General features: G+C 66.4%; 14 protein-coding genes. 5 read left to right on the forward strand and 9 right to left on the reverse strand.

The annotated features are described in order from the left end of the window. Positions 1-154: 154 nt before the first annotated feature. Positions 155-997: a nucleoside phosphorylase gene (locus FFK22_RS37915; RefSeq protein ID WP_138893100.1), complete on the reverse strand. Its 843-nt coding sequence runs from the start codon at positions 995-997 to the stop codon at positions 155-157. 25 nt (positions 998-1,022) lie between these two features. Further along, positions 1,023-1,682, reverse strand: coding sequence for a metalloregulator ArsR/SmtB family transcription factor (locus FFK22_RS37920; protein ID WP_221939169.1), 660 nt, complete (start codon positions 1,680-1,682; stop codon positions 1,023-1,025). An 82-nt stretch (positions 1,683-1,764) separates the two neighbouring features. Here FFK22_RS37920 and FFK22_RS37925 point away from each other — a divergent pair, with 82 nt between their 5' ends. The 3 genes from FFK22_RS37925 to FFK22_RS37935 all read left to right on the forward strand — a co-directional run bounded on the left by FFK22_RS37925 (position 1,765) and on the right by FFK22_RS37935 (position 6,059). Then, positions 1,765-2,505, forward strand: a complete 741-nt coding sequence (locus FFK22_RS37925; RefSeq protein WP_138893098.1) for an MBL fold metallo-hydrolase — start codon at positions 1,765-1,767, stop codon at positions 2,503-2,505. 2 nt (positions 2,506-2,507) lie between these two features. Further along, on the forward strand, positions 2,508-3,779 hold the full coding sequence (locus tag FFK22_RS37930) for an MFS transporter (protein WP_138893097.1): 1,272 nt from the start codon (positions 2,508-2,510) through the stop codon (positions 3,777-3,779). Between the two features lie 1,092 nt (positions 3,780-4,871). Beyond that, entirely contained in the window at positions 4,872-6,059 is a 1,188-nt protein-coding gene (locus FFK22_RS37935; RefSeq protein WP_221939166.1) for a carbohydrate porin, read from the forward strand. 236 nt (positions 6,060-6,295) lie between these two features. Here FFK22_RS37935 and FFK22_RS37940 read toward each other — a convergent pair whose 3' ends face one another. The 7 genes from FFK22_RS37940 to FFK22_RS37970 form a co-directional block, all read right to left on the reverse strand. Next, complete coding sequence (locus tag FFK22_RS37940) at positions 6,296-6,682, reverse strand: DUF302 domain-containing protein (RefSeq protein WP_138893096.1); 387 nt, start codon at positions 6,680-6,682, stop codon at positions 6,296-6,298. Further along, positions 6,679-9,924 (reverse strand): efflux RND transporter permease subunit, encoded by a 3,246-nt coding sequence (locus tag FFK22_RS37945; protein ID WP_138893095.1) that lies wholly within the window; start codon positions 9,922-9,924, stop codon positions 6,679-6,681. Before FFK22_RS37945 ends, FFK22_RS37940 begins: the two co-directional genes overlap by 4 nt. Then, positions 9,921-10,859, reverse strand: a complete 939-nt coding sequence (locus tag FFK22_RS37950; protein WP_221939167.1) for an efflux RND transporter periplasmic adaptor subunit — start codon at positions 10,857-10,859, stop codon at positions 9,921-9,923. The genes FFK22_RS37945 and FFK22_RS37950 overlap by 4 nt, the downstream gene beginning before the upstream one ends. 118 nt (positions 10,860-10,977) lie before the next feature. Continuing rightward, positions 10,978-11,181 (reverse strand): DUF2892 domain-containing protein, encoded by a 204-nt coding sequence (locus FFK22_RS37955; RefSeq protein ID WP_138893093.1) that lies wholly within the window; start codon positions 11,179-11,181, stop codon positions 10,978-10,980. Positions 11,182-11,513: 332 nt separating this feature from the next. Continuing rightward, on the reverse strand, positions 11,514-12,872 hold the full coding sequence (locus FFK22_RS37960) for a sensor histidine kinase (RefSeq protein ID WP_138893092.1): 1,359 nt from the start codon (positions 12,870-12,872) through the stop codon (positions 11,514-11,516). After that, positions 12,869-13,534 carry a response regulator transcription factor gene (locus FFK22_RS37965; RefSeq protein ID WP_138893091.1) on the reverse strand — a complete coding sequence of 222 codons (666 nt, stop codon included), beginning with the start codon at positions 13,532-13,534 and terminating at the stop codon, positions 12,869-12,871. Before FFK22_RS37965 ends, FFK22_RS37960 begins: the two co-directional genes overlap by 4 nt. Continuing rightward, entirely contained in the window at positions 13,534-13,854 is a 321-nt protein-coding gene (locus FFK22_RS37970; protein ID WP_221939168.1) for a PepSY domain-containing protein, read from the reverse strand. Before FFK22_RS37970 ends, FFK22_RS37965 begins: the two co-directional genes overlap by 1 nt. Positions 13,855-13,960: 106 nt before the next feature. Here FFK22_RS37970 and FFK22_RS37975 point away from each other — a divergent pair, with 106 nt between their 5' ends. Together FFK22_RS37975 and FFK22_RS37980 are read left to right on the forward strand one after the other, a co-directional pair. Further along, positions 13,961-14,242 (forward strand): PepSY domain-containing protein, encoded by a 282-nt coding sequence (locus FFK22_RS37975; RefSeq protein ID WP_138893090.1) that lies wholly within the window; start codon positions 13,961-13,963, stop codon positions 14,240-14,242. After that, positions 14,242-14,799: a cytochrome b/b6 domain-containing protein gene (locus tag FFK22_RS37980; protein ID WP_138893089.1), complete on the forward strand. Its 558-nt coding sequence runs from the start codon at positions 14,242-14,244 to the stop codon at positions 14,797-14,799. Before FFK22_RS37975 ends, FFK22_RS37980 begins: the two co-directional genes overlap by 1 nt. The last annotated feature ends 202 nt before the right edge of the window (positions 14,800-15,001 follow it).

The raw sequence follows: 15,001 nt of genomic DNA on the forward strand, positions 1-15,001 counted from the left end.
CCCCTGAGTCAGACAGGTCGAGCCGTCATGACCCACCCCGGCTCAACCGCACCGTCCGCGCAGCCCGCCCATGCCGCCACAGCGGCTTAGTCCTTTGGCGCCCTCCAGAAGGACCAGGCAGACTGGTCCGGCAGAACGCGACAGTCGCCACGACTCAGACTGTACCGTCCCCGGACGACCAGGCGCGGGCGGCCGCGGCGATGACGGCGAGAGAGGCGACGGTGCCGTCGGCCTCGCCCTTCTCGAAGTCGCCTTCCGTCTGGGCCATGGCATTGGTGACGTGGGCGAAGCACAGCACTGGCCGGCTGGTGGCGGTGGCAAAGGCGTAGAGGGCGGCGGCTTCCATCTCGACCGCGAGCGCACCGCGGGCCCGGGCCGTTGCGATGGCGGCTTCGGTCTCGCGGTAGGGAGCGTCGGTCGTCCAGGCCGCGCCGCGATGGACGACGGCGTCCGGAAGGCGGGCCAGCGCGGCCTCGACCCGGCCGAGCAGCGCCAGATCCGGTGCCCCGGCGAAGGCCGAAGGCGGGAGGTAGTGGTAGCTGGTGCCCTCGTCGCGCAGAGCACGGTCAATCAGTACGAAATACGGCGTCGGGCCGATCTCGGCGATCTGCCCGGCCGAGGTGACGCTGATCAGCACGCGGCAGCCCGATGCGAAGAGCTGCTCGGCCACCAGCACGGCGAAGGACGCGCCCACCGCGCAGCCGACGACGCCGACCTCCCCGACCCCGTCGAGGGCGAAGGTGACGAGATCGCTGTGGTAGCAGGCCCAGCCCTCGTGCGGGCGGCCGGCGCCGCTGGCGCGAAGGCGGCGCACGATGTCGCCGTCCGGGTCGAGCACGCAGATCTCAGGCACGGCCAGCGGCGGCAGCCCCTTCTGCCGCCGGGCCTCGCGCAGCAGGGCTTCCGGCCGGAACACGGATGGCGCGGCGTGGTCCTTGCCGTCGACGATTGGCCACGGCTCGGCGGCAACGGACTGTCCGCTCGTGATCTCTTTCATGATGCCTTCCGGCCGGTGGTTCATGTCAGGCGACCGCCTCGACCGGCAGGCCGGCGGCCTTCCATTCCGGGTAGCCGTCCTCCAGCCGGTGGACCAGGTAGCCGCGCGCCCGCAGCGCGGCGACGGCCTCGAAGGACAGGACGCAGTACGGGCCGCGGCAATAGGCGACGACCTCGCGGCCGGCGGGAAGCTCGGCCAGGCGGTGCTCCAGCGCGGCCAGCGGGATGTTGAGCGCGCCCGGCAGATGGCCGAGCGCGAACTCGTCCTCCGGCCGCACATCCAGCACGGTGACGGACCCGTCCTCCAGCCGCGCCATCAGATCCTGCCGCGAGACCGGCTCCAGGGCGTCCCGGGCGTGGAAATAGTCGGCCATCACGCGGCCGATCTCGGCCAGGTTGCGCTCGCCCACCCGGCCCAGCGCCTGCAGCAGCTCGACCACCTCGGCATCGCCGGCGAGGCGATAGAGCATGTGCTTGCCCTGGCGCCGCGCCTCGACGAGCCGGGCGCGCCGCAGGATCTGCAGGTGGCGCGACGTGTTGGCGAAGCCGAGGGTGGCGCGTGCTGACAGATCCTCGACGCTGCGCTCGCCCTGGGCGAGGTGCTCCAGCAGCTCCAGCCGGTGCTGGTGCCCCAGCGCCTGGGCCATCTCGGCGAGGCTGGCAAAGATCGCCTGTTTTGGCCCCATGCTTGACACCGGCTCTCCTCAGTGGAACGTTCAGCGGAACGATTGAATGTTCCTAACCCGCCGAGGCGAGGAGCGCAAGGCCATGATCCTTCGTCAGTTCCTGCATCAGGATCCCGTCGGCATCTCTTACCTGTTCGGATGCGGCGGGCGCGCGACCGGCGCCGTGGTCGACCCGGTCGGGGCGGTCGAGCCCTATCTGCAGGCGGCGAAGGCCGCCGGGATGCGCATCGACTACGTCATCGACACCCACATCCATGCCGACCACCTGTCCGCCGGCCGACGGTTGGCCGAGGCGGCCGGGTCCCGATACGTGCTGTCGTCGCGCGCCGAGGTCGCGTTCCCGTTCGACGCGGTGGAGGACGAGCAGGTCCTGCCGCTAGGCAATGTCACGGCCCGCGTGCTGCACACTCCGGGGCACACGCCTGAGCACATCTGCCTAGCGGTGAACGACCGCACCCGGGCGGAGGAGCCGTGGTTCGTGCTGACCGGGCACACGCTGATGGTCGGGGACCTCGGGCGGACCGAACTCGCCGTCAGCGCCGAGCAGGGCGCCAGGGACCTGTTCCGGAGCGCCGGCCGGCTGAAGGCTCTGCCGGACCATGTCGAGGTGCTCCCGGGCGCCTATGCCGGCTCGGTCTGCGGCCGGCGGCTGAGCGGCAAGCCCTGGTCCACCATCGGCTTCGAGAAGCGCCACAACGAGGCGTTCCGGATCGAAGACGAGGCCGCGTTCATCCGCTTCATGCTCGCCGAGATCCCGCCGGCGCCGCCGGAGGCCACGGTGATCAGAGCCGCCAATGCCGGAGCCGCGGCCGCGGCGGCGTGACCATGGCCGGCGTGGCGACGGCATCGGACGCGCCCGTAAGGCTCGGGCTGCGCGAGAACTGGCGGCAATTCGGTCTCCTGGTCCTGGTCAACGCCTTCGTCGGCGGCATGGTCGGTCTGGAGCGGACGGTCGTGCCGCTGATTGGATCGGAGGAATTCAGGCTCGCCTCCACCACGGTTGTCGCCTCCTTCATCGCCAGCTTCGGCCTGTCGAAGGCCTTCACCAACCTGGTCTCCGGCCAGATGGCGGACCGCTGGGGCCGCAAGCGCGTGCTGGTCCTGGGCTGGCTGATCGGGCTGCCGGTGCCGTTCCTGATCATCTGGGCGCCGAGCTGGGGCTGGATCGTCGGCGCCAATGTGCTGCTGGGCGTCAGCCAGGGGCTCGCCTGGTCGATGACGGTGATTATGAAGATCGACCTCGTCGGCCCGAAATCGCGCGGGCTCGCCGTCGGCCTCAACGAGTTCGCCGGCTATCTGACGGTCGGCCTGACGGCCTTCCTGACCGGCTGGATCGCCTCTGAGACGGGCGCCCTGCGGCCGGAGCCCTTCTATCTCGGCATCGGCTACGCCGTGCTCGGCCTGGGGCTGTCGGTGCTGCTGGTCCGCGACACCAGCGAGCACGTCCGCCAGGAGGCGGGACGCCATCCCCAGGTGGAGGCCGTCGGCTTCAGGGAAGTCTTCGTGCGGACCTCCTTCCGCGATCGGAACCTGTTCGCCGCCTGCCAGGCCGGCCTCGTCAACAACCTCAACGACGGGATGAGCTGGGCGATCTTCCCGATCTTCTTTGCAGCGCACGGGCTCGGCGTCGAGCCGATCGGCGTGCTCAAGGCCGCCTATCCCGCCGTGTGGGGCGTGATGCAGACGATCACCGGCCCGCTCAGCGACCGGCTGGGCCGGAAAGGGCTGATCATCTGGGGCATGTGGCTGCAGGCCGCCGCCCTGATGATGGTCGCCGCGCTGGACGGATTCGGCTGGTGGCTCGCCGCCAGCCTGCTGCTGGGGCTCGGAACGGCGATGGTCTATCCGACGCTGCTGGCCGCGATCTCGGATGTCGCGCATCCCACATGGAGGGCGCGCTCGCTCAGCGTCTACAGGTTCTGGCGTGATCTCGGCTACGCCGTCGGCGCGCTGCTCGCGGGCTTCATCGGCGACGCCTTCGGCCTGGCCTGGGCCATCGCCGGTGTCGGCCTGCTCACCTTCCTGTCCGGTGCTGTCGTCGCGCTCGCGATGCGGGAGGCCGGACATCATCCGGGGGAAAGAGCCAGGCTGGGATGAACCGGCGACCGCTTGTATCTTATTCGAATGCGCGACAATGGTACGTGTCGCGCACTCGACCGCGGCCCGTAGCCCACGGCCGGAGCGGAGTGGATACGGACGGAGTGCGTGTTCCGGTCGCGATCGGCAGGTTGGGGTCGGCTCCTGGGGTGTCCGGTTTTGAGAGCCGACCATAATGGCCGGTTTCGGGCAAAGGACTAAGCCGCTGCCGCGGCATGGGCGTGGTGCGGGGGCGGAGAGTTGAGGCTGGCTGGGCGGTGATCGCGGGTCCTGTCTGAATCAGGGGGCCATCCCCTGCAGACAGGAGGCTTCCGTGATCTCTGCACCCGTCAGCCCGCTGCGCCAGCGGCTTAGTCCCCTGGCGCCCGCCGTCGGCGGTCGCGGTGGGCCGGGTCACCCGGAGCGGCGGTCTCAAGAGGGATGCCGGCTTGAGCATCCGCGATGCGACGCCTGCTCAAGTTGCTCTTGCGACTGACTCCAAAGAAGCTCCTCGAGCCATACCATCGTCTACCTCTTGACGAACCAAGTGCCAGGGGCGGCCGACGACAGTGGGATGGGAGTGATTCAAGCTCCTCGCCATCCTGATCACCGTTTGGCGACCCGAGCAGCGGAGGTCGGGGATGCAAGAGGCAGGACCCGTGAAAGCGATCCAGTATCAAGTCCATGGTGGGTATAGGGGGAACCGGCTGGTAGACCTCCCGTTCGGACGCGTCCTGCTGCATGTGCTGGCTCAGCCCTCCCGGCATCCGTAGGAGCGCCGGATCCAGTCGCAGATGCGATCCGGGTCGGAACGTGCCGCTCTCGACCTCAGACCACCCCTCCAAGAACAAGGTTCGCGCCATGCATGGAGATCTCGTCACGTCCGCATCGGGCGGGAGACGCGCGCCTCTATGGGGCTGGGGCTTTCGTGTAGCTCCGGCCGTGTTCAGTTGCTGGCTCCTGATGGCATCGCCGGCTTGCGCGCAGGCGGCATCGGCGGCCGGCCGCGGCCAGACCGCGGAGGCCGGACTTACGACATCATCGGATAACGGCTTTTGGACTCGAGACACCCTGCTCGGGGATCTCGGGGGCGTAAGATCCCGTCTGGAGGACATGGGGGTCGGACTGAACGTGCAGGAGACGAGCGAGGTTCTGGGCAATGCAACCGGCGGTGTCCATCGTGGTGCGATCTATGAGGGTGCGACCCTCGCGACACTCTCCGTCGACACCCAGAAGTTTCTGGGCTTTGGGGGCGGCACGTTCAATGTGAGCGGCTTCCAGATCCATGGAAGGGGCCTGAGCGCGACCAATCTGGATAATCTGAACGTCGCCAGCGGGATCGAGGCGGAGCCGTCTACCCGCCTCTTCGAGTTGTGGTACCAACAGTCCATCCTCGGCGGCAAGGCGTCGGTCCGCGTCGGCCAGCAAGCGGCAGACCAGGAATTCGCCGTCAGCCAATACGGGGCGCTCTTCGTCAACTCCGGCTTCGGCTGGGCGACATTGACGGCGATCGACCTGCCATCCGGAGGGCCGGCTTATCCCTTTGCGACGCCGGGCATACGGCTGAAGCTTCAGCCATCGGACGAATTGTCCGTGTTGGTCGGCCTCTACAATGGCGATCCCGACGACAACGGCTCCGGCACCTCGTTCCGTGTCGACAAGGGCGCCTTCTTGATCGGAGAGGTCCAATATTCGATCAACGGTTCCGAGACCGACGCGGGTCTTCCAGGCACCTACAAATTCGGTGTCTGGTACAACTCGAACTCCTTTCCCGATCAGCGCTTCGCAACCGATGGCATGTCTTTGGCGAGTCCCGCGAGTAACGGCGTGTCGCTACTCCATCGCGGAGACTGGGGTCTCTACGCTCTCGCGGACCAGATGGTCTATCGAGTCCCGGGGAGGAAGGGGGAGGGCCTCGGGATCTTCGGCCGCGTCATGGCGGCACCGAGTGATCGCAACGAGATCGATTTCTATTTCAACGCCGGCACGAACTACAAAGGCCTGATCCCAGGACGGCCCGACGACACGGCCGGCATCGGCGTCATCCATGCTCGGATCGGCAACACGGCGAGGAACCTCGATGCGGACACCGTTGCCATTTCGGGAGCGCCGGGCCGGATCCGCGGCGCGGAAACGGTGCTCGAAGTGACCTATCAGGCCCAAATCACGCCATGGTGGACGTTGCAGCCGGATTTCCAATACGTCTTCAGTCCCGGCGGCGGGATCCCGGATCCTAGCCATCCCTCAAAGACGATCGGCGATGCAGCAGTTCTCGGACTGCGGACGACGATCACGTTTTGAGGGCGTGCTCCGAGACCGCCAGGGCATCGAGCGTTTTCCGGTTACTGCAAAGGGCCGGATCGGGTCAGGCCCGCTTTTGGTGCCGTTGAGACGGGCCGCACCGACGGGGCAGCACGGTGAGCGGAAGTCGGAGCTCGGATCAAGAGACTTTCGCTATCACTTTGCGCAGTCTGCCATTCAGCTCGAAAAAAAATGGCCGGAGGGGTTGCCCGCCCAGTCGAAATGCTGGCAGAGCGTCAGAGCGCGAGAATCGCGGCCTTCAGCGCAGCCTGCACCTGACCGGCCGGCTCCAGCAAGTTTGGGTTCTCGATCGCCTGCATGGATGCCACGGGATCAATCGCCGCCACTTCCGTCCTGCCGCCGCCGAGGTCCTGAACGATGACGTTGCAGGGCAGCATGGTGCCAACTTTGTCCTCAATGGTCAGGGCGTGATGCGCCATCCGGGGATTGCAGGCGCCGAGGATGCGGTAGCTCCGGAAATCGACCCCGAGCTTCTTCTTGAGCGTCTCCCGGACGTCGATCTCGGTGATGATGCCGAAGCCGGCCTGCTTCAGGGCTTCGGTCGCGCGCCGCACGGCCTCGTCGAAGCTGCAGTCCAGCGTCTTGGCGAAGTAGTAGCTCATCGATCGGCTCCTTCTGAGGGTGATGGGGCGGCAGTCTGCGCGGCTACAGTTCGTCCGCCGCCGCGAAACACCACGTAGATCGCCGGGATGACGAGGACGGTGAGCGCGGTTGAGGAGGCGAGGCCGAACAGCAGCGAGATGGCCAGCCCCTGGAAGATCGGGTCCATGAGGATGACCGCCGCACCGATCATGGCGGCCAGTGCCGTCAGCAGGATCGGCTTGAAGCGGATGGCGCCGGCTTCCAGCAGCACGTCGATCAGCGGCCGGTCCGGACTCCGAGCGTGGCGGATGAAGTCCACGAGCAGGATCGAGTTGCGGACGATGATGCCGGCGAGCGCGATGAAGCCGATCATGGAGGTCGCGGTGAACGGCGCCGCGAACAGCCAGTGGCCGATCATGATGCCGATGAGGGTCAGCGGGATCGGCGTCAGGATCACGAGCGGCAATTTGAACGAGCCGAACTGGGCGACGACGAGGATGTAGATCCCGAGGATGGCGACAGCAAAGGCTGCTCCCATGTCGCGGAAGGTCACCCAGGTCACCTCCCACTCTCCGTCCCACAGCAGGGTCGGGTGGGATTCGTCGTCGGGCTGGCCGTGGAGCGCGATCGCTGGCTTTGGCACGTCGCCCCAATCCGCCTTCCCGATCGCGTCGGCCACGGCGATCATCCCGTAGACGGGGGCCTCGAACTGGCCGGCCAGCTCGGCCGTGACCATTTCGGCGGCACGGCCGTTGTGGCGGAAGATGGGGTAGGAGGCCGGCTCCCGCGTCACCGTGACGACGTCGCCCAGCTCGACCACGCTGCGGTCGCCGGGCAACGCGTTGGCCGGCACCGGGGCGGCCAGGGTGCGCTCATCCACCACCTGCCGATCCTTGGGCAGGGCGATCCGGATTGGGATCGGACGGCGGCCGCCGCCACGGTGGGAATAGCCGACCGTCGTGCCGTGATAGAAAGTGTGGATCGCGTCGTACACATCGCCCTGCTCGACCCGATAGTATTCGAGATTGTCCTGATCGATGGCGATGCGAACGCGGTCGGGCCGCGTGCCGTAGCTGTCGTCGACGTCGACGATGAAGGGGATGCTCTCGAAAGCCTGCCGCACCTTGGTCGCGACGGCCCTCCGGGTTGCCGGGTCCGGGCCGTAGATCTCGGCCAGTAGCGCCGCCAGCACCGGCGGCCCCGGTGGCGGTTCCGCCACCTTCACCGCTGTGCCGGCGGGCAGGGGAAGGCCCTTCAGGCGCTCGCGGATCTCGAGTGCGAGAGAATGGCTCGGCCGGCTGCGCTCGCCCTTCGGCACCAAGTTGACGGCGATGTCACCCTGATAGGGCGACGACCGCAAATAGTAGTGCCGGACGAGGCCGTTGAAGTTGAACGGCGCTGCGGTGCCGGCATAGGTCTGGAACGACGAGATCTCCGGGATCGGCGCCAGGCGGTCGGCCATGGCCTGCAACGTCCGGTCGGTATCCTCGACCGGCGATCCCCGCGGCAGGTCGACGACAACCTGGAGGTCCGGCTTGTTGTCGAAGGGCAGCAGTTTGACTGTGACATGGCGGGTGTAGATCAGGCCGAAGGACGCGACGGTGGCGACGGCGACAAGGACCAGGAAAGCCGAGGCCCTCGCCCGGGTCTCAAGCACCGGCCGCGCCGCCGCGACATAAAAGCGGCCCAGACGTCCTCCTTGGCCGTGCCCGGCCGGCATGGCCTCGCCCGATCGGCGCCCGAGCCGCATCATCAGCCACGGGGTCAGGACCACGGCGACGAAGAAGGAGAACAGCATCGCCGCCGAGGCGTTGGCGGGGATCGGGCTCATATACGGTCCCATCATCCCCGACACGAAGAGCATCGGCAGCAGCGCGGCGACGACGGTCAGGGTCGCGACAATGGTCGGGTTGCCGACCTCGGCCACCGCATCGATGGCCGCCTGGACGCGCGTCCGGCCGTCCCGCATGGCCCAGTGGCGGGCGATGTTCTCGATCACGACGATGGCGTCGTCGACCAGGATGCCGATCGAAAAGATCAGCGCGAACAGGCTCACCCGGTTGAGCGTGTATCCCATCAGCCGGGCGGCGAAGAGGGTCAGAAGGATGGTCGTCGGGATGACGACGGCGACCACCAGCGCCTCGCGCCAGCCGATCGCGACGGCGACGAGCACGACGATCGAGAGGGTGGCGAGCCCGAGGTGAAACAGGAGCTCGTCCGCCTTCTCGCTGGCGGTCTCCCCATAGTTGCGGGTGACCGTCATTTCGACGTCATCCGGGAAGATCTGGCCCCGGGCCTGGTCGAGCCGTTTCGTCACCGCATCGGCGATGGCGACCGCGTTGGTCCCGGGGCGCTTGGCGATGGCGAGCGACACGGCGGGCGCGCGGTCGAGCCCGCCGGAGGTCCGGCGGATCTCGGTGACACGGGATTCGCTCGGTTCGGTGACGAGGGAGACATTGGCGACGTCACGCACATAGACCGGCCGCCCGTCGCGGGCGGTGACGAAGAGGTTGCCGATCTCCGGCGCCGTCTGCAGGGTCCGGCCCGCGACCAGCATGCGCTGCCTGCCGTCCTCGCGGAGTTGGGCCACCTGAAAGGAACGGTTCGCTCCACCGATCTTGGCAGCCAGCTGCTGCAGGGTGACGCCGTAGAGCGACAGCGTCTCCGGCACAGGCTCGACCCGGATCTCCTCGGGCTGCTCCCCGACGATGTAGGTAAGGCCGATGTCGGGCAGTTTCGCGATTTCGACCTGGAGTTCCCGGGCGATGCGGGTGAGGTCGTTGGCGGTCCAGCGGTCCGCCGTGTCGGGCACGGGCGCGAGCGTCACGACGATGATGGCGACGTCGTCGATCCCGCGCTCCACGATCAGCGGTTCGGGGATGCCGACCGGGATCCGGTCGAAATTGGCGCGGATCTTCTCGTGCACCCGCAGGATCGCGGCATCGGCGCCGGTGCCGACGAGGAAGCGGGCGGTGACGACGACACGATCGTCCTCGGTCTGGGAATAGACATGCTCGACGCCGGTGATGCTCTTGACGATCGTCTCGAGCGGCTCGGTGACCAGCTTGACCGCATCCTCTGCCTTCAGCCCGTCGGCCTCGACCCGGATGTCGACCATGGGCACGGAGATCTGCGGCTCCTCCTCGCGCGGCAGCGTGACGAGGGCGACGAGGCCGAGGGCAAGGGCGGCTATGAGGATCAGCGGCGTGAGCGGCGACGCGATGAAGGCGCGCGTCAGATGGCCGGCGATCCCGAGCCTCACTTCGCGGCGTCCGGCAGCAGGACGTGGTCGCCTTCTCGCAACCCCGTCAGGATCTCGACCCGTGGCCCGTCGCCGTTCTCGAAGGTCTCTCCGGGAATCACCGCGACGGTCAGCGGCCCGTCGGCCGTGGCAATGCGCACATAGTCGATGCCGTGCTTCGTCGTGATGGCCGAGGGAGGAATGGCAACGGCCACGCGCTCGCCGACAGGGATCCAGACCAGGGTGCGCTCGTTGACGAAATAATCGCCGATGCCGGGGACCTCGACATCGGCGATCACGCGGCCATCGGCGATCTCCGGGTAGACCTTGGCGATCCGTCCGGGGCGGGCGGCTCCGACGTCGCCAGTTTTCGACGGAGAAAGGCCGCGCTGGCCGATCAGCACCGTGTCGCCCTCCTGAATCTCCGTCGCGTGGCGCTCGGGAAGCGACAGGCGCAGATAGTACCTGCCACTGGCGATCCGGGCGATCTCCTCGCCGGCGAGGACCACGGACCCGAGGGTCACAGGGACGGTCAGCACCCGCCCAGTCGCGGGCGCGAGGATGGCGCCTTCGCTGGTTCTCTGCGCGATCACCGCCCGGTCCGCTTCCGCGGCCGCGACTTGGTTCGACGCGACGTCGAACTGGGTCTTGGCCTGGTCGAGGCGGCTCTGGCTGATCACGCCGCGCGAGAGCAACTGCTGCGTCCGGTCCAGCTCCGTCCGGGCGTTCTCGAGCTGAGATTGGAGCTCCTTGATCTTCGCATCGGCGGCATCGAGCTCAAGCGCGAGCTTGTCATCGACGACGCGGGCGATCGGCTGCCCTTCCTTCACCTCGCTGCCTTCGGTGACCCCGACCTCTCGGATCGTGCCGCCGATGCGAGCCCGCGCCGGCACCACGGTCCGGCTCTCCACCTGGCCGAACACAGCTTTCATCTCCGGGATCGAGACCGCCGTCACTGTGAACTCGCTGGCGACAGCACCCCAGCCGCTGGCGAGAAGAAGGGCGGCGACGAAGACGAGAAAGAGAAGCTTCAATTGGGACATGGGATGCGATCCGGTGAAGAGGCCCGATTGCCTACTCGAAAGCTGGACCGGACCGGAATCCCAGCATCCGGAAGACGATAGCCGCCGGACAGAATCCGGTAATCGAGGACTGCACCAGATTGAGATCCAGAAAGGCCGTCAACAGATACCACGAGGGGGAGGCGTAGGAGCCGAGCAATAGAGACACGAGCACCATCAGGCCCGAAAACATCAGAACGGCTCGATCGACGGCCATGTGAACTCTCCTCGGATGGATTCAGGCGTTTCTCTGTTTCGCCGTTCTGCCCCATTGCCGGCCACAGGCCTTGCGAAGCCATAACTTTAGCCTCCAAGAAGAGGCTCTCCGGCCCTCTCTGTCGTCGGCATTGGAGAAAAGAGAATGCCTCTCTGCCGATGGCCACCTTGATCTCGATCAACGACCAGTCGTTATCATCAACGGTCGCCCACCCATGAGCAGATGAGGTGGAGAGTGCACTCGCGACAAGCGGACTAACGTCAGTCGCCGCAACTCCGCAGAGGCGCCCGGAGGTCACATCCCCGGTGAGTCGAAACTGTGCAGCCTCGGGCTCATTCCCTTTCGCGCATCGGCAGCGTCACACTAACGCGGAGCCCTCCCATAGCGCTGTCCTCGAGCCGCAGCGATCCAGCATAGGTCTCGACGATATCGCCTACGATCGCGAGGCCGAGCCCATATCCAGCTTGATCGGCGGCAAGTCGGACGCCCCGACGGAGCGCCGAAGCCCGTTGCGTTGCCGGGATGCCGGGGCCGTCGTCCTCGACAGTCAGTTCGAGCACCCCATCCAGGGCCGTCGCCGCGACGCGGACTCGATTGCCCGCCCATTTTGTGGCGTTCTCGATCAGGTTTCCCAGGAGCTCCGCGAGATCGTCTGCGTCTATAGCCACTTTGAGATCGTCCGGGACCTTGTTTTCCCAAGCCAGGTCGGCGGCTCTCGGAGCCCGCCCGACAATCCCGATGATGCGATCGACCAGCGCCCGAAGAGAAGCGGCCGCGCCGCGATGAGGGCGCAGCCGGGCCTTTGTAATGGCCCGTTCGACGTGCCGGCGCATCGTTTCGACCAGCGCTTCGATCTCGCCGGCAACATCATCCAGCCCGCGTTCCCGCAGCCGGCGTGCGTCGGCACCCAGGACGGTGAGGGGCGTGCGCAGCCCGTGCGCAAGATCAGCTGCGCTGGAGCGCGACCGGATGATCGCGCGATCCTGCGCGTCGAGCAGATCGTTGATCTCGTTCGCGAGCGGCAGGACCTCGTCGGGGTAGACTGTCGGCAGGCGCGACCTTAGGCCGGCGTGAACCGCCTCGACGCCCCGGCGCACTGCCTCGAGCGGGCGAAGCCCAACCAGGATCTGTACCCAGGCGGCCGCCAACAAGGCCAAGCCTAACAATGCTAGCGAGGGCGCGACATCGCCTGCGAAGTCATGGCTAGCCCGGATGACATCTGCCTGATCGATACCTACCGCGATCCGCAGCATGTGCTGGGCGCCGCTCTGCAAGATCGCGACGCGCCGTTCGCGCAGGATCAGCGTGGCGTGGGCCGGTCCCGGAAGCACATGGCGATGCACCGCGGTCAGGTCAGACGTATCGGTCGGCAGGTTGAGCGAGGAGTCCCACAGTGAGCGAGATCTGAGATCCTGCCCTGTCGTCTCGTCGGTGATCTGCCAGTACAGTCCGCTCAACGGCTGACCGAAGCGTGGATCGGCTGGACGCTGTGTAAGTGCAAGATCGCCGACGCTGTCGAAGCCGATTGCACCCGCCAGCTGGCGGAGATCGTTGTCCAGCTCCTCGTCGATCCGGCGCTCAACATGGCGCTCAAAGAGAAGGACTAAACCGAAGCCCGCCACCACGAGGGCCATCGTCAGGGACAAGGCTGCTGCTACGAGCAAGCGCAGGCGAAGCGACCGATGTCTCATGCGGTGGACTCGTGGACCAAGTACCCGAAGCCGCGGCGGGTCTCGATGAAGTCGACCCCGAGCTTGCGCCGCAGGCGTCCGATCAGCACCTCGATCGCGTTGGAGTCCCGCTCATAGTCCTGGGCATAGAGATGCTCGGTCAACTCAAGTTGCGGGACGACGCGTCCCGCATGGTGCATAAGGTAGGAAAGAAGGCGGTATTCCTGCGGTGACAGGGCGATCGGAACGCCGTCGACCATCACCTTCATCTGCCGTGGATCCAATACGACCGGGCCATTCTCGAGGATCGGTCCCGCTCGTCCGGCCGCACGCCGGATGATCGCCCGCAGACGCGCCAGCAACTCCTCGATCCTGAAGGGCTTCGGTAGATAATCATCGGCCCCGGCATCGATGCCGTCGACGCGTTCGGCCCAGGTGCCGCGGGCGGACAGTACCAGGATCGGCATGCCGCGCCCGGCCATCCGCCAGCGTTTCAACACGGTCAGGCCATCCAGCTTCGGCAGTCCGAGATCCAGGATCACCGCATCGAATTCCTCCGTGTCGCCACGGAACCAGGCGTCTTCGCCATCTGTCGCCCGTTCGATCGTGTATCCGGCACGGGACAAGCTCTCCGTGATGTCACCGGCGATCCTGTCGTCGTCTTCGACCAGAAGGACGCGCATTACTGTCCCTCGACCTCGACCACGTCGCCGCTGCGGGCGTCGACGTCCACCTCCAAGAGCCGTCCGTCCGGAGAGATCAGTCTGATCTCATAGATCCAGTGGTCATGTTCGTTCTCAAGTTCTATCCGCACGATGTCGCCAGGGAAGCGCTGCCGCACGGACGGCAAGATATCCTCCAATGGCCGGATGTCACCCCGATCGCGCGCTGCCCGCGCACGATCATGATCATCGGCAAAGCCCGACGGTGACAACGCCAGGATCGCGAGCAGCGCCAGGATTGGGCGAATCAATGCCATCGCGCGCGAGATTGCCTCTTTCAAGCTGACAATTCGCTGACAAGCCCCGTCAGGGATCTGTCAGCGCCACTCTCGTACGGTCGATATCGTAACCGGGCAATCACCCGGCGCCCTTGCTGGAGATCAAATCATGCGTTTTCTGATGACGACCGGCCTGATCGCGATGTGCTTGGCCGCCACTGCGCCGGCTTTTGCCGACGATGACCCCAGTTGCGGCGATGCGCCCCGCGCCCAGTGGATGAGCCAGGACGCGGCCAAGGCAAAGCTGAAGGACCTCGGCTACGAGGTTCGCCGGATAAAGCCTGAGAACGGGTGCTATGAGGCCTATGCCCTCGACAAGGCCGGGGCGAAGGTTGAGGTCTTCCTCCACCCGGTCAGCGGCGAGGTCGTCGGCGCCTCAAAGGGGGATTGATGACAGCGTTCGACGATGTTGCGGCCGGCTCCGCAACCCGGCCCGTCGCTACGCGGGTCTGGGATCCAGTGGTCAGGATTTTTCACTGGGCCTTGGTGGCCGCATTTGCCACGTCCTGGCTGACTGGGGACGAGGTGAAGAGCGTCCATCTGGCCAGCGGTTATGTCATCATCAGCCTGTTGGCGGTCCGGCTTGTCTGGGGCCTTATCGGCACGAGGCATGCGCGCTTCACCGACTTCGTCTGCCGGCCCTCGATGGTGCTGGCCTACCTGCGCGACGTCCTGCGTCTAAAAGCAAAGCGCTATCTAGGGCATAATCCCGCTGGCGGCGCCATGACCATTGCGCTGATCGCGGGTCTTGCAGTTGCTTGCACGACAGGGTTCATGATGACCACTGACGCCTTCTGGGGCATCGAGTGGGTGGCGGACGTCCATGAGGCGGCCGCCAACGTCCTGATCCTACTGGTCGGGTTGCACCTCGCCGGCGTCGCCGTGGCCAGCTTCGAGCACCGGGAGAATCTTGTGAAGGCCATGATCACCGGCAGGAAACGGCTGTAGCGCGCTGGCCCCGCCGGGCTGCATCACCCGGCGGGTCTCCATCTACTATGGATCTCGGAACCTCGGTATCCGGTGCGACTACTCGTCTATTGCGATCGTCCGTCGAACAAGATCCTGAAGTTGCTGCTGTGAGAGGTGGCGTCGGTCAGGTCCGCTTCGTGGTGCCGTTTCGGTGACCTCTAAATGTAATGTTTAGGGCTAA

It is taken from the genome of Mycobacterium sp. KBS0706 (assembly GCF_005938675.2).
Classification (GTDB): domain Bacteria; phylum Pseudomonadota; class Alphaproteobacteria; order DSM-16000; family Inquilinaceae; genus Inquilinus.

Excerpts from the sequence above, each read along its gene's own strand:
- FFK22_RS37960 (WP_138893092.1), bottom strand. The coding sequence starts at position 12,872 with ATGAGACATCGGTCGCTTCGCCTGCGCTTGCTCGTAGCAGCAGCCTTG.
- FFK22_RS37920 (WP_221939169.1), bottom strand. The coding sequence starts at position 1,682 with ATGGGGCCAAAACAGGCGATCTTTGCCAGCCTCGCCGAGATGGCCCAG.
- FFK22_RS37915 (WP_138893100.1), bottom strand. The coding sequence starts at position 997 with ATGAAAGAGATCACGAGCGGACAGTCCGTTGCCGCCGAGCCGTGGCCA.
- FFK22_RS37940 (WP_138893096.1), bottom strand. The coding sequence starts at position 6,682 with ATGAGCTACTACTTCGCCAAGACGCTGGACTGCAGCTTCGACGAGGCC.
- FFK22_RS37925 (WP_138893098.1), top strand. The coding sequence starts at position 1,765 with ATGATCCTTCGTCAGTTCCTGCATCAGGATCCCGTCGGCATCTCTTAC.
- FFK22_RS37975 (WP_138893090.1), top strand. The coding sequence starts at position 13,961 with ATGCGTTTTCTGATGACGACCGGCCTGATCGCGATGTGCTTGGCCGCC.
- FFK22_RS37930 (WP_138893097.1), top strand. The coding sequence starts at position 2,508 with ATGGCCGGCGTGGCGACGGCATCGGACGCGCCCGTAAGGCTCGGGCTG.
- FFK22_RS37935 (WP_221939166.1), top strand. The coding sequence starts at position 4,872 with ATGGGGGTCGGACTGAACGTGCAGGAGACGAGCGAGGTTCTGGGCAAT.
- FFK22_RS37955 (WP_138893093.1), bottom strand. The coding sequence starts at position 11,181 with ATGGCCGTCGATCGAGCCGTTCTGATGTTTTCGGGCCTGATGGTGCTC.
- FFK22_RS37965 (WP_138893091.1), bottom strand. The coding sequence starts at position 13,534 with ATGCGCGTCCTTCTGGTCGAAGACGACGACAGGATCGCCGGTGACATC.
- FFK22_RS37980 (WP_138893089.1), top strand. The coding sequence starts at position 14,242 with ATGACAGCGTTCGACGATGTTGCGGCCGGCTCCGCAACCCGGCCCGTC.